This is a genomic window from Pontibacter ummariensis, from assembly GCF_900188175.1.
GTDB lineage: Bacteria > Bacteroidota > Bacteroidia > Cytophagales > Hymenobacteraceae > Pontibacter > Pontibacter ummariensis.
The window spans coordinates 243,894-266,379 of record NZ_FZOQ01000006.1; the positions used below are offsets into that span (position 1 = coordinate 243,894).

Annotated in this window: 16 protein-coding genes; all 16 read left to right on the forward strand. The window is 46.5% G+C overall.

Going from position 1 to position 22,486, the window contains the following annotated elements:
* Positions 1-97: 97 nt before the first annotated feature.
* The 16 genes from CHB92_RS09065 to CHB92_RS09140 all read left to right on the forward strand — a co-directional run bounded on the left by CHB92_RS09065 (position 98) and on the right by CHB92_RS09140 (position 22,471).
* Positions 98-1,315, forward strand: a complete 1,218-nt coding sequence (locus CHB92_RS09065; protein ID WP_089318864.1) for a hypothetical protein — start codon at positions 98-100, stop codon at positions 1,313-1,315.
* The gene (locus CHB92_RS09070; protein ID WP_089318865.1) at positions 1,308-2,297 is read left to right on the forward strand and encodes a polysaccharide deacetylase family protein; all 990 of its coding nucleotides are present in this window, start codon (positions 1,308-1,310) and stop codon (positions 2,295-2,297) included. Before CHB92_RS09065 ends, CHB92_RS09070 begins: the two co-directional genes overlap by 8 nt.
* Positions 2,297-3,493, forward strand: coding sequence for a glycosyltransferase family 4 protein (locus CHB92_RS09075; protein ID WP_089318866.1), 1,197 nt, complete (start codon positions 2,297-2,299; stop codon positions 3,491-3,493). The genes CHB92_RS09070 and CHB92_RS09075 overlap by 1 nt, the downstream gene beginning before the upstream one ends.
* Positions 3,450-4,079, forward strand: coding sequence for a sugar transferase (locus CHB92_RS09080; RefSeq protein ID WP_089318867.1), 630 nt, complete (start codon positions 3,450-3,452; stop codon positions 4,077-4,079). Before CHB92_RS09075 ends, CHB92_RS09080 begins: the two co-directional genes overlap by 44 nt.
* Positions 4,080-4,086: 7 nt before the next feature.
* A complete protein-coding gene (locus CHB92_RS09085; RefSeq protein WP_089318909.1) occupies positions 4,087-5,121 on the forward strand; it encodes an ATP-grasp domain-containing protein in 1,035 nt (344 codons plus the stop codon).
* A gap of 367 nt (positions 5,122-5,488) precedes the next feature.
* Positions 5,489-6,388 (forward strand): NAD-dependent epimerase/dehydratase family protein, encoded by a 900-nt coding sequence (locus tag CHB92_RS09090; RefSeq protein ID WP_089318868.1) that lies wholly within the window; start codon positions 5,489-5,491, stop codon positions 6,386-6,388.
* 10 nt (positions 6,389-6,398) lie between these two features.
* Positions 6,399-7,046 (forward strand): metallophosphoesterase family protein, encoded by a 648-nt coding sequence (locus tag CHB92_RS09095; protein WP_089318869.1) that lies wholly within the window; start codon positions 6,399-6,401, stop codon positions 7,044-7,046.
* A complete protein-coding gene (locus CHB92_RS09100; protein WP_089318870.1) occupies positions 7,043-8,194 on the forward strand; it encodes a DegT/DnrJ/EryC1/StrS family aminotransferase in 1,152 nt (383 codons plus the stop codon). Before CHB92_RS09095 ends, CHB92_RS09100 begins: the two co-directional genes overlap by 4 nt.
* A gap of 194 nt (positions 8,195-8,388) precedes the next feature.
* Positions 8,389-9,327, forward strand: coding sequence for a DUF2334 domain-containing protein (locus CHB92_RS09105; RefSeq protein WP_089318871.1), 939 nt, complete (start codon positions 8,389-8,391; stop codon positions 9,325-9,327).
* The gene (locus CHB92_RS09110; RefSeq protein ID WP_089318872.1) at positions 9,327-10,241 is read left to right on the forward strand and encodes a hypothetical protein; all 915 of its coding nucleotides are present in this window, start codon (positions 9,327-9,329) and stop codon (positions 10,239-10,241) included. Before CHB92_RS09105 ends, CHB92_RS09110 begins: the two co-directional genes overlap by 1 nt.
* A gap of 680 nt (positions 10,242-10,921) precedes the next feature.
* Entirely contained in the window at positions 10,922-12,874 is a 1,953-nt protein-coding gene (locus tag CHB92_RS09115; RefSeq protein ID WP_089318873.1) for a polysaccharide biosynthesis protein, read from the forward strand.
* Positions 12,875-14,862: 1,988 nt separating this feature from the next.
* On the forward strand, positions 14,863-15,648 hold the full coding sequence (locus tag CHB92_RS09120) for a polysaccharide biosynthesis/export family protein (RefSeq protein WP_089318874.1): 786 nt from the start codon (positions 14,863-14,865) through the stop codon (positions 15,646-15,648).
* A gap of 12 nt (positions 15,649-15,660) precedes the next feature.
* Positions 15,661-18,030 carry a GumC family protein gene (locus CHB92_RS09125; protein ID WP_089318875.1) on the forward strand — a complete coding sequence of 790 codons (2,370 nt, stop codon included), beginning with the start codon at positions 15,661-15,663 and terminating at the stop codon, positions 18,028-18,030.
* A 610-nt stretch (positions 18,031-18,640) separates the two neighbouring features.
* Positions 18,641-19,672, forward strand: coding sequence for a lipopolysaccharide biosynthesis protein (locus CHB92_RS09130; protein WP_106219093.1), 1,032 nt, complete (start codon positions 18,641-18,643; stop codon positions 19,670-19,672).
* Positions 19,673-19,804: 132 nt separating this feature from the next.
* Positions 19,805-20,755, forward strand: coding sequence for a hypothetical protein (locus CHB92_RS09135; RefSeq protein WP_089318877.1), 951 nt, complete (start codon positions 19,805-19,807; stop codon positions 20,753-20,755).
* 249 nt (positions 20,756-21,004) lie between these two features.
* Entirely contained in the window at positions 21,005-22,471 is a 1,467-nt protein-coding gene (locus tag CHB92_RS09140) for an O-antigen ligase family protein (protein ID WP_179222995.1), read from the forward strand.
* Positions 22,472-22,486 lie beyond the last annotated feature (15 nt).

A 22,486-nucleotide genomic window follows, 5' to 3' on the forward strand; every position in this document is an offset into this window, starting at 1 on the left:
CACAGGTGAAGGACGAAGGCCGTTTAGCTATGGCACGCTGCCTTGCAAAGAATTATAAACAGAACAGCAGAGTACATTAAGAAAAGACGCTTAAGAGATGATGGGGGCATTAATTCTGATAGTAATATTATATGGCATAAACCAGCCTATTCTAAGTTACCTGAAAAAGAAGTTCCCCTTCCTGTCTGTTAACCTCTTAAACGGTTTATACGCTTACCACACTTTGTTCTGGCTTATCTATTACGTCTACCAGCTTTCCCATCCCTCCGACTCAAAGGCTTACTACGAAAACGCCTCTACCCGGTACGACTCCTGGTTCGCTGCCTTTGGGTCCGATACAAAGTTTATAGAGTTTGTTGGTTATCCCTTTGCCAAAAGTCTGGGTTTCTCTTATGAAACGATGTTGGCCTTGTTCTCCTGGTTTGGTTACCTGGGCTTTGTCTTTTTTTATATTTTCTTCAAAGAGAATGTAAAGACAAAAGTGAAAGTGCTAAAGCTCGAATTCATTACCCTGCTGCTTTTTCTGCCAAATATGCATTTCTGGACCGTTGCCTTTAGCAAGGGATCTCTCATTTTCCTGGGCATAGGTTTGTTTGCTTATGCCATGAAGTTCCCGCAAAAAAGGATTCTCGCTTTGCTGCTGGGTTCTTTTATCGTCTTTCAGATTAGACCACACGTATTTCTCTTTTTAGGAGCAGGCGCTGTGGTAGGGTATTTTACCGGTAAAGAGCAGGTGCCTTTTTACCAGAAGCTGCTGGTCTACGTTTCTTTTATCGGCGCCCTGATCATCTTTTCCGATCAGATACTGGCCATGGCTAACATTAATTTAAACGAGGGCATTGTGGAGGGCTTTGAAGAATTTGCTACAGAGCGGGCGGCGAACCTGTCTGATTCCGGATCCGGTGTTAACATAAACGCATATCCCCTGCCACTCAAGCTGTTCACTTTCTGGTTTCGCCCCTTGTTCTTTGATGCCCCGGGAGCTTTAGGCCTCTTTGTTTCTCTGGAGAACCTGCTGTATCTCTATTTAACGAGCAAGCTTTTCGATAAGGGCTTTATTAAGTACCTGACAAATTCCTCTTCTCTGGTAAAGATGAGCCTTACGATTTTCCTGACCTCCTCCCTGGCACTTTCCTTCGTTATGTCGAACCTGGGGATAGCCATGAGGCAAAAGAGTATGGTGATGTATTTCCTGTTCTTTGTAGTGCTCTCCTACCTTGACTATAAGCGAAGGATAAAGTACAAGCGCTTCCTAAAGCAAAAGAAATTGATGGAGGCAGCGGCAATTGAAAACGCAACAACAGTACATGCATAGCGATCTACCAGTATTTACTATTTCATTAGACTTCGAATTGTATTGGGGTATTTTCGACAGGGTGCCCCTGGAGGAAAAGGGGCGTTACTTTGAAAATACGCGCCAGGTAATTCCGGAAATGCTGGCACATTTCGAAAGGGAGGAAATACGCGTTACCTGGGCTACCGTGGGGATGCTCTTTGCGAACGATTGGGACGACTGGACCTCCTTTAAGCCGAAAGTCCTGCCTGATTATGAAAACCAGGCTTTATCTTCTTATAGGCTGCAAAACTGGTACGCCGGAAAGCCTGAGCTGGCACCGTACCTTTTTGCGCCGGCCCTTGTAGACCAGATAAAAAACACGCCGTACCAGGAGATGGCCACCCATACCTATTCGCACTATTATTGTCGGGAAGCTGGCCAGACCGTAGACCAGTTCAGAAGCGACCTGCAGGCGGCTAAAAGTATAGCCGCCAGAAAAGGAGCCATGCTGCACTCCATGGTGTTCCCTCGGAATCAACTGAATGAGGACTACCTGAAAGTTTGTTTTGAGGAGGGTATCAAAACGGTTCGTTCAAATCCGGTGGATTGGTTCTGGGATATGAATGTGAAGGAGCGGTTGCTGAAGAGACTGTTCCGCTCTGCGGATGCCTATGTGCCGGTTGGGGCAAAAACGTCCTACAAGCTGTCTTCGCTGCAGCTGAAAGAAGGCTTGCCACTGGCCATTCCGGCCAGCCGCTTGCTGAGGCCGATACACCCGAAGTACAATTTTTTAAACCGTCTGCGCTTAAAACGGGTACTACGGGAGATGACGGCAGCGGCAAAAGCCAGGGAGTGTTACCACCTGTGGTGGCATCCGCATAACTTCGGCGACAGCCCCAGGCAAAGTCTGCAGGACCTGGTATTGATCCTGAACCATTTTATGAAGTTAAAAGAAACGTATGGGATGGTGAGCATGAGCATGCTGGACGTATACCACCATATCCAAAAAGGTAAAGCATAATGGCAGTCTTATTTCGTGTTACAACAGTACCTATTTCTCTAAAGAACCTGATCGTGGGGCAACTCCCATATATGAAGGAGCATGGCTTTAAGCCGATCATGCTCTCGGCAGACGGCCCGGAAAGAGAGGTGGCCATGAAAGAGCAGGACTGTCCACATATTATTTTGGGCCTGACCCGTAAAATAACACCGCTCCAGGACCTGAAAGCCCTGTGGCACTTTTATAAACTTTGCAGGCGGTACAGGCCGGCTATTATACATTCGCACACGCCCAAGGCTGGTATTATTGCTATGTTGGGGGGGAAGCTGGCGGGTGTCCCTATCCGCTTGCACACCGTAGCAGGCTTATACCTGCTGGAGACAAGCGGACTCAGGCGCTACATATTAGAAATGGTGGAGAAACTAACCTATGCCTGTGCCACCAAGGTGTACCCGAACTCCAGTAATTTAGCGGAGATCATCTCAGACAGCCTTTACCATAATCCGGAAAAGCTGAAAGTGATTGGAAACGGGAGCAGCAACGGCATCAACACAGCTTTCTTTAGCAGAAGTACGCTTAGTGCCGAAAAACAGCAGCAGCTAAAAGAAAGCCTTCGCGTCCGCGAAAACGATTTCCTTTTTGTTTTCGTTGGCCGTATTGTAAAAGACAAGGGCATACAGGAACTGATCGCCGCCTTTACAAAACTAAACCTGCAACACCCCAACTGTAAGCTGCTATTGGTGGGGCCACTAGAGCAGGACTTAGACCCTGTTCCGGAAGAAACACTGGAGCAGATAGAAAAGAACCCGGGCATTATATCTGTCGGTTACCAGTCTGATGTGCGGCCTTACCTGGCACTGAGCCATGCGCTGGCTTTCCCGTCTTACCGGGAGGGCTTCCCGAACGTACCAATGCAGGCAGGCTGTTTCGACCTGCCTTGTATTGTGACGGATATTAATGGTTGCAACGAAATCATCGAGGAGGGGGAGAACGGCCTGATCATTCCGCCGAAGGCAACCGATGAACTCTACGAGGCGATGGAGAAATTACTAGTGGACCAGGCGCTTTACGCGCGGCTAAGCGGCAAGGCACGTCGCATGATCGTGGAGCGCTATGAACAAACCCACTTATGGAAGCTCCTGCTAAAGGAGTACCAGGAACACTTAAAAAAATATGAAACTGTACCCACGCTACATCAAACGGCTCCTCGATTTTAGCATCAGCTTGGTTGCGCTGCTTGTCTTGCTGCCCGTTTTCCTGCTCGTTACCTTGTTACTGTTCGTGGCAAACCGGGGTGATGTCTTCTTTTTACAGCCCCGACCCGGAAAGGGGGGGAAGGTCTTTCGTGTCATTAAGTTTAAGACGATGAACGATCTGAAGGACAAGCAAGGCAAGTTGTTGCCAGACGAGCAAAGGCTAACGCCCGTAGGGAAATTTGTCCGGAAGACCTCGCTGGATGAGATACCGCAGCTGCTAAATGTACTGAAAGGAGAGATGAGCCTGATTGGTCCCAGGCCGCTGCTCGTTGAGTACCTTCCCTTGTATACCGAAAGGCAACATAAACGGCATGAGGTGCGGCCTGGTATCACAGGCTTAGCGGCGGTGAAAGGGCGAAACGCACTTACCTGGGATGAGAAGTTTGAGTACGATGCCAGGTATGTCGAGAACCTTTCCTTTGCCCTGGATCTGAAAATCCTGCTTTTAACAGTGGAGAAGGTGCTGAAATCGGAGGGGGTAACAGCACAGGGGCATGCCACGATGCCATCTTTTATTGACCATGTTCGCCAAAAAAATCAGAACTGACGCTTATATGAAAAGAATACTTGTTACAGGTGCCGGTGCCTTGCTGGGGCAGGGCATACTCCGTAGCCTAAAAGTCTCTAAAAACGCATATTACATCATCACGGCCGACCCGGATTACAGAGCCCAGGGCCATAGCCTGGGGCATAAGGCTTACCTTATCCCAATGGCGACCGATCCCGGCTATTTACCTGCTGTGGAAGATATCCTTCAGAAAGAGAAAGTAGATGCAGTACTGGTTGGCACAGATGTAGAGCTGCCAGTTTACGCTGAAAACAAGCAACGTCTGGAAGAGCAGTACCATGTAAAGGTTGTTGTGTCCAGCCCTGAGGTAATCCGGATCGCCAATGACAAGTGGCTGACAGCAGAGTTTTTGAAAGCGCATGGTTTCCCCTATCCTGTGTCGGCCCTGACAACAGATAAAGAAGCCCTCCGAGAACTGCGCCAGAAAAGCTCCTTTCCTTATATCGCCAAACCAGTGGATGGCGCCCGCTCGAAGGGATTAAAAGTTATCGAAAATGAGCAGGACCTGGAGGAAGTGTGTTCTTATCCGAACAATCTTGTAGTGCAGGAAATGATAGGGGAAGAAGAGGGAGAGTACACGGCCGGCTGCATAGTGGTGGATGGAAAATGCCGGGCTATTGTCTCCTTAAAACGGGACCTGCGCGATGGGAACACTTACAGGGCTTACCGGGAAGGCGAGAATCCTTATGATGCCATTATATGTCGCATCGCAGAGCGCCTGGGGGTAGAAGGGCCGGCAAATTTCCAATACAGGATAAAAGATGGGAAACCGGTCGTGTTTGAGATAAATGGTCGCTTTAGCGGTACCACACCCCTCCGGTATATGTTTGGTTTCAATGAGGTAGAGGCCTTGCTGAACCATCTCTTTGGCATAGAGGAGATGACACAGCCCAAGCTTCGGGACGGGGCGGTGTTCAGAACCTGGTCCGACATTTTTGTGGAGCCCTCGCAATTAAATGCACTAAAAGAAAACAAGGTGCTGGAAGGGTATCAAAGTCAGTACTTCCCATTTTCAGTCTAATACTTTCGATTGTTTCTCTAAGTAGTGGCAGCCCGACCCCTAGCCCCTCCAGGGAGGGGAACAGGCCTGTACTTTATGCGCAGCAAGCTTTACCGGCACAGGTTCGGAAAACTGCGTCGGTAAAAGGAAGGTCCTTCTTCCGTTTTGTAAGTACCTGGTTTAGCAGGACCCCGGGCTATTGCTGGGAGTTAACAAAATGCTTTCAGGATGAGAGAAACACGAAACCTTGCCGTATGGTTTTGCCGCTAATTTCGTATTATGTTTTCCCTATAAGTGGTGTGCGGAAAGGGTAGGGTGCCTGAAGCTAAACAGCCAGGTTTGGCACCGTCAAGTTTAGAAGTCACTAAAAGAACAGACGCACATTTGTATGAAACACTTGATATTCGGCGCGGGCGGATTCTTAGGGAGTACCCTGATGAAGCACCTGCAACAGGCGGGGGAGGAGGTGTATGCCGTGCGGCGCACCCCTCGGGATGGAGCCTATGCGGTGGACATTACGCAGCCAAAAGCCTTTAAGGACATTGGGGTACTTCCGGATGTGATCATGAACTGTGCCTCTGCCTTGCCTGATCCTGCCCAAGGCTTCAGCAGCCCTGATGATCTGAGACGTTTATATGAAGCCAATGTGATTGGTGGCGCAAACATCATGAACTGGGCTGCTGCCAACGGGGTTAAGAAAGTAATTAATTGCTCTACCCTCGTTGTAGTGGGTAAGCCCTGGCCGGTGCCGCTGAAAGAGACAGCCAGTACCTATCCTATGGGCAACCACGTAGGCTACAGCGCTTCCAAACTGGCACAGGAGGTCGTGATGAGTTCTGTTGCGGCGCAGCATAACATCGAAGTCTTGCATTTGCGTATCTCAGCGCTCTATGGCCCCGGCATGAAGGAGGGAGGCATCCTGACAAAGCTATTAAAGCAGGCCCAGCACAAAGAAAAGATCAGCTTGACTAACGGGAATAAGGTTAGCTTCGACTTCCTGCATGTAGAGGACGCGGCCAGAGCTATTTGTCACATAGCTCGTATGCGGTCCTGGCCCGACAAAATTATCAATCTGGCTTCCGGAGAAGAGGTTTCCCTACTGGCCTTGGCAGAAAGCCTATGTGAACTCACAGGGAACCCCATTGAGAACATTTTGAATACAGATGAGGCGGTTAGTGCCTCAAGAGCGGTGGTTGACACCACGCTTCTGGAAAAATACCTAGCGGGAAGCAACATCAGCACCAGGCCTTTTACTGAAAAAGTGAAAAGCATGGTTTTCCCAACCTAAAGAAAGGGGCATGCGCGTATTGATTTTTGGAGACGTACACGGCAACCTGGTTGCACTCGAGAAAATGCTCCAAAAGGAGCAAAAAGAGGTAGACCAGCTGGTATGCCATGGGGATGTGGTAAACTATGGCCCCTGGAGCAACGAGTGTGTGCAGTTACTGGAAAGTGTGGGCTGCACCTGCCTTCGGGGCAACCACGAAACGTACTTTCTGAACGGGGCTTACCCCGGCGAGCATCCTGTGGCCCAGGCTTTTTTCAAGCATTGCTACCCCTCCTTTCTGCAGCACGAAATAATCGCCGGTTATGGAGAAAGCACTGTAATAGGGGACTATCAGGTACAGCATACCGTCAATAACCGATACATTTATCCTGATACGGACGTCAATGCGCTGAAACTAGAGAAAGATTATATCATTGGGCATTCGCACCATCAGTTCACAGCTGAGTCAGTTACAGGGAGAAAGCTGACGAACACCGGGAGCGTGGGGCAGAACAGGAAATACATCAACGTGATCAACTACGTCATCTATGATACCGAAAGCAAGGCTCTAAACCTGGAGGCACTGGTATACAAGGTAGACCTCGTGATTGATAAGATGAAAAGAGAGAAGTACCCCTCCGTCTGCGTTGACTATTACGAGCAAAAGAAAAGACTATGAAAGAAAAGATATGGCTGTCCTCGCCGCATATGGGCGAGAGCGAGTTTAAGTATGTACAAGAGGCCTTCGACACGAACTGGATAGCTCCGCTTGGGCCCCACGTCAATGGCTTTGAACAGGACATTGCCTCTTACTTAGGGGAGGGGGTACACGTAGCGGCCCTAAGCGCTGGCACAGCTGCCCTGCACCTGGCACTGGTTATTTTGGGAGTGCAGGCGGGAGATGAGGTGATCTGCCAGTCCATGACCTTCTCGGCTTCTGCCAACCCTATTGCCTACCAGGGCGCTACGCCTGTGTTTGTGGACAGTGAAGCCCAAACCTGGAACATGTCACCCCGTTACCTGGAAGCTGCGATTCTGGACCGTGTGGAGCGGACAGGCAAGAAACCAAAGGCCATTATCGTGGTGCACCTCTACGGCATGCCAGCTCAAATGGACCGTATCATGGAAATTGCGAACCGGCATGCGATACCGGTAGTAGAGGATGCGGCAGAGGCCTTGGGCTCTTCTTACAGAGGGCAGAAGCTTGGTACTTTTGGCGCCATGAGTATTCTTTCTTTCAATGGAAACAAGATCATCACCACTTCGGGTGGAGGGGCTTTGGTGTCTAAAAATGAGGATTGGGTAAAGAAAGCCCGCTTCCTGGCTACCCAGGCACGGGATGCCGCCCCCCATTACCAGCATTCCCATATTGGCTACAACTACAGGATGAGCAACGTTTGCGCGGCTATCGGGCGTGGACAAATGGAGGTGTTAAAAGAGCGTGTGGAGAAAAGGCGCAATAATTATGCGTTCTATAAAAGGTCGCTTGCCCCTTATCCTGCTATTCGCTTTGCTGATGAGCCTAACGAAAGCTATTATGCAAACAGGTGGTTGAGTGCCATTTTAGTGGAGGACGATGCTACGGGAGACTTGACGAGGGAGGCTATCCGCCTGGGCCTGGAAAAAGAGAACATAGAATCGCGCCCGCTTTGGAAACCCATGCACCTGCAGCCTGTTTTTGAAACAGCTCCTTTCTATGGCGACGGTACCAGCGAGAGGCTTTTTTACCAGGGACTCTGCCTGCCATCGGGATCTAATCTGACAGAGGATGATTTGAACCGTGTAGTGGAGCAGGTAAGAGGCGTTGTAGAGAGGACATCACGATGAGCTGGCTCTAAGTACTGGCTATTGCTTTTGCGGCCTTTGCTTACACCTTGCACAATATCTAGTATCAACCCATTCCGCTTACAACTCGTACTTGCTCATGTCCATCGCTGTTCAGAAAACAAACCCAGTGTTCAGAAAACACAGTTGTTGCCAGATGAACATTAAAGCCATTACAAACAAAAAGAAAGCACTCCATGATAAACTGGCTGCCGGAAGGCAAGAAAGCTGCCATCTGTTTTACCATAGACGATATCCATCCCGCCAAAAGCACCGATTACTATGAGGCAGGGGGCGACCTGGAGAAAGGGAGCCTGGGACTCGTCCAATGGCTGTTGGAGCGTCATCCGAAACTAAAAGTGACGCTCTTTACGACGGCTGACTGGCGGGAAATATCCCCTGTCCCCACCCGAAAGCTACTTGCTTCAATTCCGCAACTAAGGGATCAGTTTTACCTGGCAGCGCTATGGGAGAAAGGCACCATGCGGCTCGACCGGCACCCGGAGTTTGTGAATTTCCTGAACAACATGGAGCGGACAGAGATCGCCCTGCATGGCTTGTACCACTGCCATAAAGGCTTGAAGATACCAGTGGAGTTTCAGGAGCAGACGGAGGAAGAGTTTCAGGACATCCTAAGCGAGATGATCCGGATCTTCGACCGTGCAAAACTGCGCTACGTGAAAGGGATTTGTCCGCCCGGCTGGAACGCCCCGGATGGTTTGCTGAATCAACTGGTCGCCCACAACATTCGCTTCATCAATTCGGCACGGGACATTTTTACTCCTGTCGCCAAAGATGCCAAAACGAACATGAGCGGCTTGAAAGAGCTTCCGCTCATTTATCCGTCTTTAATCCAGAATGATCAGCTGGTGCATATCCCGGCGAACTTTCAGGCAACTTCTACGCCAGACAGGGCCAGAAGGATATTGGATAACGGTGGACTCCTGTCTATCAAAGCCCATATCATCAAAACGGCTATGGGGCACGTGTCTTTAGACGGCGTAGACCAAACCTACATGAACTACCTGGACGTACTACTAACAGCGCTGGAGCAGGAGTATGGAGACGACCTGTGGTGGACATCCATGGGCGGGATCACAGATCAGATATTTGCACACGAGAAAATTGCCGCTTAATGGATAACGTTACAATTAACCCCGGGAACTACAAAGCCGAGTATATCAAAAACCTGAATACGTGTTTTAAGGGCTGGGGGCAGGAGAAAGAATATGACTGGGCTTTTGGCCGAGTAGTGGGAGACAAGCCCGCGGACATCATGCTGATCCATCATGAAGACAAAGAAGTGATCGCCGGCTCGGCCGTGACGTACAGAAAGCTGGAAAAGCCGAATGGAGACACGGTGGATATTGCCATCATGACCGGCTCCTGGACGCTCCCCAAGGCGCGTGGGCAGGGGTGCTTCACCAAGATCATTCACCTGTCCAAGGCTATCGCTGCCCAAAAAAAGGTGCCCTACCTGGCGGCCTTTGTGACCGAAAGCAACGCGAGCTACAGGCGTTTGCGGGATGCCGGATCTACCTTAGTGCCAACTTACCTGTTGTTTTCGCCGGGAGAACCCTATCCCGGAGTGGATGCGGCTGAGGTGGTACGAATTGAAGGTGACCTGGAAGAGGTTATGGCGGATGTGTTTAACAGGTACAGCCAATCGCAAACAGGCACTTTAAGCTTTCGCTATACGCCGGATGAGTTCCGGTCCCAGTTCCTGAACCGCCCAAAAGCGCCGGAACTCCTGAAAATAGGCCCTGATTATGCCCTTGTAGAGGAAACGCACAACGCCCTTAAAGTCTTACTGCTGGCACACGATAAGGGTGGCTCCTTCGAAACGATCATCAAAGCCTTAACAAATTGGGCGCTAGAGAACAGGGGAAAAAAGCTCCTGTACTTTACCACACAAAATGACTTAAGTAAAGCCTGCCAGGAGATGGGCTTCGAAAACGTGCCGGGCTTCTTTACCATACTGCCCACTTCGGATGCTGCGGATGCGCAAGAGTTAATGCAGATTATGATCCATAGCGGGGACAAGATGTAGTGGTTCCGGCATGCCTGTCGCAGGCAGCTTTTGATTGCATGCATGAGGCTGATGCTATTCTTTGCCAGGGGAAGAGGGCCGGGACTATTCAGCTGATCTGATCACCCTAAGGCTACAAGGCAGTCTGGTGTAGGAGAAACTGTTTGCAGTGCTACCTCCCTCTTTCCTGTCGCTCCATACACCATTGGAGGATTTTTTAGATAATGGCTCCTTTGCTAACGGGCTGTTAGAACAAAAGCTGCGTGGTTGCTATTTATATGCTGCCTGCCTCTCACGGCCTCTTTTTTTAAAAAAACAGTACGATGGCAGGCCGCATACCGGACCATCCTCAGGGCTTAAAGCAAGGCATCTTATTTATATTTGCATACTTATATATGCTAATATGTGTAGTTGCACATATCGGTAAAAATTAATGAATAAAGAAAGCAGTCTTAAAACAGTAAAACCAAATGTTTTTCTCCGCGTTCTAATCAACACAACGGAAGCCGTGGCTTGCTGCTTGCGTGGTGTGACTTAACAAAGTTATATATGCGATTCAAAGATGAGAAACCTTGTACTTAAATAACTCTTCATATCTATAGTTAAAATGCTATCGCCGCAACTTGTCTGGAGCGGTATAGCCATTATTTTAAGCTAACAGACAGTGGTAGAAACAACAAGGACCTGCGGGTCTAAAGGTTATGGAGATATTGCTTAAGAAATCACTTCCGAAGTGGATAATTTTATTAATAGATCAACTCATCCTAAGCTGGGCCTTTGCCTTGTCGTTTTTCGTGGTGAGGCAATTTGAGTTTTCTGAGATCTTACGAGGACATTTCCTGGTTTACATCGGGCTGTTCTGCCTTACGTCCCTGATCACCTTTTACTCCATGCGGGTGCACACGGGCCTGATCCGCTATTCGAGCATTTACGACATTTATCGCATCTTCTCGGCGTTGTTGGTGTGCAGCCTGGTATATGCCGCCCTGATTGGTTTCTGGCTGGCACCAGTGCATAAGATCGATTCGGTCAACATTTACCTGGTGCTACTGCTTACCTTCTTTATCTCCTCCACGCTCTTGATCATGGTCCGGCTGGCCGCCAAGGCTTTGTTCCAGTTTATCAAGCGAAGTACGGCAGATAAAAAAGAGACCGTCCTGATCTATGGCGCCGACGGGCATTCTATCTTGCTGAAGCAGGCCCTGGAGGCAAGTAATGCGGGCTGCTTTACGGTGGCAGGTTTCGTGGATGAAGACCCGGGGAAGATCGATAAAGACATCCACCAGAAAAGGGTGTACCATGTCAACAGCATCGAACGGCTGCAGCGGAAGCTGAAGATTGATAAGCTCATCGTGTTTAATGAGGACCTGAAGTCAGAATTTCGGAAGCGCTCGATCGAGAAGTGCGTGGAACTGGGCATTAAAGTCGTAACCGTGCCGCCGACCGATCAGTGGATGTCGGGTAACCTGAGCATGAACCAGATCAAGGACCTGAAGATCGAGGACTTGCTGCAGCGCCCACCGATCGTGATCGAGAACGAGCAGCTTTCCCGGGACCTGGCCGGGAAGCGCGTCCTGGTAACAGGAGGCGCCGGCTCCATCGGTTCCGAGATTGTGAAGCAGGTACTCCTTTACAAGCCTGCGCTGGTCGTGGTGTGCGACCAGGCAGAGTCGCCCTTGCACGAGCTGAAGCTGGAAATGGAGGAACTGTTCCCCGAGGGGAACTTGTGCACCTGTATCTGCGATGTAACCAACTTCAACCGCATGTATGCCCTCTTCGAGGAGCATGCCCCGGAAATTGTGTACCATGCCGCGGCCTACAAGCACGTGCCCATGATGGAAGACAACCCCTACGAGGCTATCTTAACCAACGTGCTGGGCACGAAGAACCTGGCGGACCTGTCGCTGACCTTTGATGTGGAGAAGTTCGTGATGGTGTCGACCGACAAAGCCGTGAACCCGACCAATGTGATGGGCACTTCCAAGCGTATCGCGGAGATCTACATACAGTCGCTGAACAAAGTGAGTGCCGGCAAAATAGATGGCAAGATCTTCCTGAAGAACCCTTCCGGTCCACAAACCAAGTTCATTACCACCCGCTTTGGCAACGTTTTAGGGTCCAATGGTTCCGTGATCCCACGCTTCCGTGCCCAAATTGAGAAGGGCGGCCCGGTTACCGTCACGCACCCCGAGATCACCCGCTACTTTATGACCATCCCGGAGGCGGTGCAACTGGTGCTGGAAGCAGGCACGATGGGCAAAGGAGGCGAGATCTTTATCTTTGACATGGGCGAGCCTGTGAAGATCGTGGACCTGGCCCGCAAGATGATCAAGCTCGCCGGGCTGGTGCCGGACATCGACGTCAAGATTGTGTTCACGGGCCTGCGCCCTGGCGAGAAGCTGTACGAAGAGCTGCTGGACGAGGAAGAAACAACCATCCCAACCCATCACAAAAAGATCAAGATCTCGAAGGTGCGGGAATATGCCTACGAGGAGGTGGTGTGCGAGATCGAGGAGCTCCTGCAGCTGAACAAGGACAAGGAGGAGCTGAAGATCGTGCAGAAGATGAAACAGATCGTACCGGAGTACATTAGCCAGAACTCCCGCTTTGAGCAACTGGACCTGGAGATCGATGGCCGCTCCACTGCCTGTTAAGAGCCCCCTCGAAGGCACTTACTTCGCTAAATGCTTCAAACAGAAAACGCAAAGCCGATAGGTCTTAGAACCTACCGGCTTTGTTTTGGCTGTCCACGTTGCTGTGCACTGGCATCATCCCCCTCTAACCCTCTAACTGCTTATAGGGCGTTCCGTATAAGCCTGTTCCCCTCCCTGGTCTTCCTTCCTGTTCCCCTCCCTGGTTTTAGCCTGTAGGGTAAGCAGATATTGCCTTCTAGCCCCAGCGGGGCGGCTTGCTTGTAGAAAAACACACAGCTGTCTTGGAGCTCCGTAGGAGCGGCATGTAAAAACGCTCCCACACATGCCACTCCTACGGAGCTATCGGGTACTGTTACCTATCATGCTACCAACCTGTCGTCCCGCTGGGACTTTAACTTAATTGCATTCGTGCTCACAGCTGCTCTTTTGGGCTTCCTCGTCCGAAAGCCACCTGCCGGGGACTTACTAGCCCCTAGCCCTCATGTGCCTGTTATCAAAGATTAGGAGGCTTCCTTCCGGTTAATTACGAGGCTTCTTAGGCTAAAGCAGTAGCTAGAAGCTTATACCTGCGGCCGGCATATAAGAACCCACCCCTGCCCCTCCCAAGAGGGGAGTTTTTCTTCCTGTGCCCGGCTACATCCCTGGGTCCTCTTAAGATGGGGCCGTTTTATTCTTTTACACTGAAAGAGAAAGCCAGGAATAAATGCCTTCTTATAGAATAAGACTGCCAAGCTCTAAAGAAATAGCTTGTAACAGAGCCCTTATACCAGCATGGATTACCTGTTGTGCAAGAAGTAGCAACCTATTTCCCTCCTGGGAGGGGGTAGGTTAAGGCTTGTAGAGGAAATTCGTAAGGCTTTTAGCATAAAGGTTGTTAGGAAAAATCCCTGGGGAACAACATGCTTATAGCCAAATGAGCAAGAGTACCAACGAACTCCAGCCGTGCGGGGAATGGAAGAAGCTGTTTACAGGACGCCCCGCTGGAGCTAAAGGCAGGATGACACTCCTTACAAGATGAACTTTAAAGGGCCTAGGCGCCATGCCGTCAGCTTCAGAAGAAATAAGTTAATGATCGCATCTGTCTGTGCCTTTGCTGTGTCTGTTGATCAGCAAGCTTTTCGTAGCCCTTGCTTACCCTTACCTATGAAAAAAGACCTACCCGTAGGACATAGCAGAAGAGAAAGTTTTATTTACGCTTTGCAAGTCTTGCAGCAACTGGGTTAGGTGAGCAAGTATGGTTGTGATGGCTGGTGTTCCTACGCTTGCTAAGTCGCATTAAGCTTTACTGTTTTGCATAGGTAAGTCCAACCACCCCTACCCCTCCTTGTCTAAGGAGGGGAGCCTGCTATTACTGATAGCTACAAATAAGTGCTATAGCCCTTGTTGTCTCTATCAAAAACAATGTAAGAAGCCGTGTTTCTGTTGGAGCAACAGTAAGACCCCAAGGGGACCCTCTCCTGTATCCTACGTGTACCTCTTTTTGCTTGGTACTAGTGGGTAACTACGTACATCATAGGGGGCTACTTTAAGTATATAAAAGATCAGGCTCCTCTTCTGGGGGTAAGCTCTCTTCCTGGGGGAAGCTCCCCTCCTTAGATAAGGAGGGGCAGGGGTGGTTGGACTCACCCATGCTGAACAGCAAAGCTATAGGCGACACAGCCAGTCAATAAATATACCTGCCCAGCTACGCTATCCCCACCAAATCCCGACACTGTAGAACACGCAGCCAACAAACTAAAAAACACCTTCTCGGCCAACTAACACCACTTAGCGCCGACAAAGCCCTTCCAACCAACTTAGCCTTATATATTCATACTTATATATTTAACATAAATTTTTTTTGTACGCTTTTCGAAAAATAGCTATTCATTAATTCTTTAAAACAAACTTTTATCTCATATTTGCAAAAGGCTTGCGCTACGAAAGCAACAGAAAAATGTTTCGGAATGCTTGCTTTTTTATTCTCTACCTGAGAACCTATTTTGCAAATGAAATTACATTTACTTTACCTGTTTGCCTTTCTGTTTCTGGTCTCCTGCACCCCCCGCAACCTGGCCTACTTTAGCGACATCCCCGAACAGGCTACCTACGAGGAGAAGATCCTGAACGACACCGAGCCGAAGATACAGGCCTACGACCTGCTCAGCATCACCGTCACCAGCCTGAATCCGGAAGCGAGTGCCTTGTTCAACACGGGCATCGCGAGCACGGCAGGTAGCATCACCAATTTCAGCATGACGAGTACTGCGGCCAGCAACGTGGCCAAAGAAGGTTACCTGGTGGACAAAGAAGGCAACATTGCCTACCCCATCCTGGGAAAAGTGCAGGTAGCAGGGCTTACCAAAGCGCAGGTAACCGAGAAGTTTACGACTCAATTGCGGGAGCACCTGAAAGAACCCATTGTGAACGTGCGCTACCTTAATTACAAGGTAACGGTGGTAGGCGAAGTAAACCGTCCTTCTACCTTCACTATCCCTTCCGAGCGGATCAATATCATCGAGGCATTGGGTATGGCCGGGGACATGACGGCTTTTGGAAAAAGAGAGAACGTGCTGGTGATGCGCGAGGAGAATGGCGTGCGTAAAATGATGCGCCTGAACCTAAATAGCAAGGAGGTGGTGAACTCTCCCTATTTCTACCTACAGCAAAATGATGTGGTGTATGTAGAGCCGGACCGCATGAAAGAAGTGCAGGCAAGCGCCAACACCCGCACCCTGTCCATTATAGCAGCAGCAGCTTCCATTGTTTCCGTTTTTGTCGCAAGATTATTTTAGTAGCATAAGGCCATGACCGAGAAAGGATTTTTCCAGTTCCAGCAACCGGAACAAGCAGAAGAGATCGACCTGAAAGCGGAGCTGTACAAGTACCTGCGCTATTGGTATATATTTGTTATTGGAGCGATCGTAGCGCTAGGCCTGGCTTTCCTATACCTGCGCTATGCCACGCCGCAATATGCCATCAAAAGTAAAGTCCTGATACGGGATGATAAGAAGGGGGGAGATCTGCTAGGAGGTTCTGCGCTTGGTGACCTGGACATCTTTAAATCCACGAAGAATGTGGATAACGAGATCGAGGTGCTGACAGCGGTTAGCTTGATGCAGCGCGTGCTGACAGAGCTTTCTTTGCAAACCAGCTACTACAAGCCGGGAAGGGTGCGCGATGCCGAAATCTATGGCAAAGACCTGCCGGTAAAAGTGATCGTGGGGAAACTGGATTCAGCGGCCTATGATAAAAGCATAGTGTTGCGCCTGCAAGACGGCAATCTCTTTGAATTGGAAGAGGAGAATGAGGAAGGGGAGACTATTATCTCTACGCACAAGCTCGGGCAGGAGATCAAAAAGCCCTATGGCGTGTTTACAGTAGTGAACGCAACGGGAGGAAGTTCTTCGGAAAATCTGCGGGAAGTGATCGTGAAGTTTCACGACCTCCGGAAACAAGCCAATTATTATAACAAGGAGCTTGTGATAGAGCCGGTGAACAAAGACGCCAGCGTGCTCAACATTAGCCTAACAGCCCCTATCCGGGAAAAAGGCAAAGACATCATCAATAAGCTGGTTGAGGTCTACAACAAAGAGGCGGTAGAAGACAAAAACCTGATTGCCTCTAACACGATTCAGTTCATAGACGAGCGACTAACGTACCTGACCGCAGAACTGTCGGACGTAGAGAAGGACGTAGAGACCTACAAGCGGCAGAATGAGCTGACGGATGTCAGTTCCGAGGCCAAACTCTATGTAGAAAGCGCCAGTGCCTACAGCAAACAGCTGGCAGAATTCGAGATACAGCTTGAGGTGCTCAGCTCCATCGAAAAGTACCTGCGCGAAAAAGGGAGTTCTTACCAACTGGTGCCAAGTAGCCTTAGTATAGAGGATCCTACCTTGCTCGGGCTTATCACTAAGTTCAATGAATTACAGCTGGAGCGGGAGCGCATGCTGCATACCACGCAGCCTACTAACCTGCTCGTGCAGAACGTGAACGACCAACTGGCCAATTTGCGGGTAAACATCCTGGAGAACCTGGAGAATATACGGCGAGGCCTCCTGATCACACGGGATAACTTAAGGGCCAACATGGCCACCTTCGAAAACCGGATACAGCAGGTGCCGCTGGTGGAACGGGAGCTCTTGGAAATCCAGCGCCAGCAGAGTATCAAGCAGGGACTGTACCTGTACCTCTTGCAGAAGCGGGAAGAATCGGCCGTTTCTTTGGCAGCCACGGTTTCAAATTCCCGCGTGCTGGACCCTGCCATGGCGGGGGATAATCCGGTGAAACCGAAAAAGATGTTGGTGCTATTGCTGGCCCTGATGGCGGGACTGGGGGTGCCCTTTGCCTGGATCTTTGTAAAAGACCTGCTGAATGATAAGGTGCAGGACAAGAAAGAGGTAGAGAAGGCAACTAGAACCCCAGTGCTAGGCGAACTGGCCCATAATAAAACCGGGGAAGCACTGGTGGTAACAAAGGACAGCCGAAGCCCGATCGCCGAGATGTTCCGCCTGGTGCGCACAAACATGCAGTATGCCGCCGTGGGCAAGGAAAATAAAGTGATCCTGGTTACCTCCAGCATGAGCGGCGAAGGCAAAACTTTCTTCAGTATTAACCTAGGTGCGAGTTTGGTACTAACAGGCAAAAAAGTGGTGGTACTGGGCTTTGACCTGCGCCGTCCACGGCTCTTGCAAGAGCTAGATTTGCCGGACGGACAGGGAATCACAAACTACTTGGTGTCTGATAAAGTATCGGTGGACGATATCGTACGACCTGTACCGGCACAGGAGGGGCTATATGTTGTTGGATCAGGACCTATTCCGCCTAACCCAGCCGAATTGATGCTGAGCCCGAAGGTAGGGCAGCTACTCCAGATCCTGAAGCAGAACTTCGACCATGTGATCATCGATACTGCTCCGGTAGGGCAGGTATCGGATGCCTTTACGCTGGCCGCTTACATCGATTCAAGCATCTACATCATCCGCTATGGCTACACCTTTAAGTCACAGTTGAGTCTTGTGGACGAGGTATATCAGCAACAGAAGTTCAGTCACCCGATGATTGTACTGAACGATGCAAAAAAGGAGAACGGCTACGGCTACGGCTACGGCTACGGCTACGGCTACGGCTACTCCAATTTAGAAGAAAAGAAGCAGAAACAGAAAACAATATAACTCCGGAGTATGTTACTTTATGTTATCCCAACAAATTTAATTTATAAAGAATATTGAAAAAGGTTAGCCTGGATTGTGTAAACAGTAGGATAAGTCTTATGCTTTGATGTAAGATCGACTAAGTTCTCTTGCAACTGCTAATTAGTACTCTATAATGTAGACAAAAGAGCTTTTTAAAGCTAATTTTCCTCTTCAGCTGTTCTATTGAAAAATCAAAAATGAGCTAATCTCTGTCTATTAAATTTTCAATCTTAACCTTTTTGATAAAACTACGGCTTTTCTACTAGAGCATGACTTGTTTATTATAAAAGTTTAATGATGGTAAAGGCTTAGTTTTGTACAAAATTATTTGTAGTGTTAGATGCCAAGTGTTGAGTTAATACAAAAAAAATATAAGAAGGGGAAGCTTAACAATAACCCTCTACTGTTAAAGCTAAAAACAACAGGTATATATTTACTTGTACCGGCTTTGACATTTAGCATTTCTGTATTTACATCTCCGATATTTGCTCGACATTTATCTGCCCAAGAGTTTGCGTATTTTGGTTATTATACTTCCTTAACTAATTTTATTAGTTGCTTTTACAGCCTTTCCTTTTTGACATACTACATGTCTGTTTATTTCAAAGAGGGAGTTGAACAGTTAAGAGAAACATTGGCTACGTTAGTCGCTTTCAATATATTGTGGAATATTATTTTCTTCCCGGCCTCTTATATAATATTAAGTATTTATTTTAAGCTTTCTAATTCCCTTATACCTTTCTTTCCTTTTGCTCTTCTAGCTTTAGGAACTCAAGTTATGAGCCTATATAAAGGCTTCATACAAGTGAAGTTTCGACTAAGTAACAAACCATATAACTACCTCTTTTTTGTAGTAGGTTATAGACTGCTAGCTATTACCATATCACTTTATTTTGTAGTATCGGAAGGTCTAGGGTTACAAGGTCGAATGATTGGTTTAGCATTAAACGAAATTTTGTTCTTAGTGCTGTCAATTTATATAATTTTTAAGTCGAATAAATTAGTTATAAAAAAAGAGGTCTTGAAGAAAGCCTATAAAATTGTACTTCCTCTCCTTCCTGCATCATTTTTATACTTACCCGTCTTGAACTTTGACAATATTGTACTGGAAAGAATGGATAATCCTTACGAAATGGGATTATATAATATAGGTAAAGGTATAGCTAATTATATATATGTTGCTTTGTTTCCTTTTTTTCAAGCATTTGAGCCGGAGATATATAATCACGCAGCTAATAAAAATCTTAAAGCATTGAAAAAAGTGGTGATGCTGCTGGTGATAATAGTTGTGATAACTGTTATGCTTTTTATACTACTTTCTCCATTATTGATAAGTTATCTTACTGCTGGTAAGTATACTTCTGCTACTAAATATGCTAACATATTAGCTGTGACAAGCGGTTTGATGATATTGTTTTCTATTTCAGATGCAATCATAAATGCTACTCAAAAGACTAGAAAAAGTTTAATTAGTCATGCAATATCAGCTACTTTATGTATCATATTATATTCACTAGGAGGTAGGTATTTTGAACAAATAGGAGTTGCGGTGGCTACGGTATTAACATATTTGTTTTTGGTTCTTCTTCAAGTATACATGATTACTTTTAAAGAGGCGTAGGCAACACCAAAATAAAATAAACCTTTTGTGTAATCTATAGAAGAAAAGTTCACAAGTGATTTATTATCACTTCTTCCTAAATAAAAGCTATAGAGGAACAGAAGAAGAATGCTTTACTAAAAAACCGATAAAATGATAGACAGTAATCAGTGTAAAGTGCCGGTTCTACTCGTGACATTTAACAGGCCAGAGTGTACTGCTAAGGTGATAAGTAAGATTAAAGAAATAAAGCCTGAAAAGCTTTTTATTTTTTCAGATGGCCCTCGATATAATAAAGAAGGAGAAAAAGAACTAGTATATAAATGCAGGACACTTCTTGATAGCCGTATCTTCGACTGGAATTGTGAAGTTTATACTAAGTTTTCAGATATTAATTTAGGTTGTGGGAAAGGAGTCTCTTCAGCTATATCATGGGCTTTTGAAAGAGTAGATAGATTGATTATTCTAGAAGATGATTGTGTGCCAGATTTGTCTTTTTTTGAATTTTGCTCTAAAATGTTGTCCAAATATGAACATGATGAAAGAGTTATGCACGTTTCGGGGACGCGATGGAACGAAGAATTTAAAGTGAGCCAAACTAACTACTTTTTTAGTATTATAGGGCACGTGTGGGGATGGGCTACTTGGAGAAGGGCTTGGAAGCAATATAACTACAAAATGCAAGATTGGAATAAGGTACAAACACAGAAAAAACTACTGCAGCTTTTTGAACATAGAATACATGCACAGTATTGGTTAGATAACTTTGAGCGAATTTATAACAGTAATGACACTGTTTATGGATCTACATGGGATTATCAGTGGCAATATACGTTATTTAAGAATAATGGGTTAGCGATAGTTCCAAGTACTAATTTAATTACTAACGTTGGAACCTTAGGTGCACATGCACAGGATAAAAAGAGGAGCGAACAAAATAATGCCTTTCATAGGAAGACTGATTCTTGGATAGAAAGTTTAGAAGTTGAATCTAGAGAAGTTAGTAGTTGTGTTAAGTTTGACTCTTATCACATGAAAAGCCATTTCATGAAGAACACACCGTACTTAAGAAGATTAAAGATGTTTATAAAAAGCTATCAATAGTTTAAGATAAAACTCGCTTCACAGACGTTATCACACATATAGTGTAAATGCCACTACTTGACCTGACACTACAGCTAATCTTGGTAGCAGAAAGCAAGCAGGTTCATTTTTCTTTCGCTACCCCTCCATGGGTAGGTGAAAGGGGGATTTCGAAAGAAAAATATTAAGTGGGGAATGTCAAGTAAACTCTTGTTTCATGCCAGATAATGTCAGCTTATATCCTGACTATTACAATTTAGGAATATGTATTTGAAAACTACATCCAACAAAGAAAGCTTGTATGTCATTTGTATAAAGTTGATTATAGTCCTACTACTGGGTAATTTTTGTTTAGCGCAATTCCCATTTGCTGTAAATTTATGTTCTTTCGTTGGGATTGTCATAATATTTTTTTCTTCTCTAAAACGCTTAGATTTTCCTTCATTTTTAATACAGTTGTTCTTTTGTAACCACTTTGTTTTTGGTAACGAAAAAGGAGGGGTTTTCAACTTGGCTGCTTTACTAGCTTTGATTATGTATTCAGTATATGATCAAAGATTTATTATGTTAAAGTCTTCATTTTCAAAAGCCAATCTTTCTTTTCTTTTTCTACTTGTAGTATGCCAATTATTAAGCCTAGTAGCTAACCAAAGCGCTTCCTTTGATGCGAAGGTTAGCGCTTTTTTTATATTCTTATCTTTAGTGGTTTTGATTCTCTTTCTTTCAAAGATAAAGATAGAGAACTCCGATTATGTTAGGTTTATAGAAGTTCAGTTTTTTTTCTCAATATATTTGCTAGTTGTTTCTTTAAACCAGAAGTTTGAGTTCATTCCTTTCAATTCTCAGCTCATTCCTAAATTTACAGATGTTGAGTTTGAATTTAACGTTTTCAGAAGTTCAGGCACGTTTTTAAATTTTGAAGCATACGCAGAATATTCCTTGTCAATGATTGCTTTGCTCTTACCTGGCGTTTTTTCAGGCTCCTTTAAAAAAGTAAGTTTAAAATTTTATTTAGTTTGTGTTACTATAATTGTTATATCAATCTCTGGTATTTTTCTTTCCGTTACTAGATCTTCATTTCTCCTACTGCCGTTAGTTTTGGTGTTTATTCTATATAAAGTTAGGAAAAGAGTGAAAGTTAAGGCAGTTGTACCATTTATAACTGCAGTTATCTTTTTCTTTGTCGTAAATAGTTATGTCCAAATTTTTGACATTTCAGCTTTTGCAGAACGAAGTAGCAAAATGAATTTAAGTAGCTTATCAATTACAGACATAGCTTCTGGAAGTGAAATGAACCGAGGTAGTATATTTGCTTATGCATTCAAAAGAATAGAACAAAATGGAGGGTACATAGGCGAAGGATATTTCACTACCGTTGATGATTATAAAAGCGTTCATTTCCATAGAGCAATTGGTCCTTTTGCAGACTATCACAATCTGTACCTCAGTAGTATTGTTATTTGGGGATACTTAGGAGCTTTTTTCTTAGTCTCTCTTTTTGTTCTTCCTTTGTACAAAGGGTTTGTCTCATTCTCTAAAACCAGTAAAAACAAAAGCTACGATGTAGATTTGCTTTTAGGGTTCAATGTGTTGTTTGTTTTCTTTTTAATAAACCAGTACAAAATACAGTTTGTGAGAGAGTCGAATTATCTGATGGTAGTGATGATCTTTTTAGTCTTATACTGTTCTATAATTAAGAATATAGAGTCCAATAGCGGGAGTTTAGGCCATGTGTAGGGGATGTACAAGAAC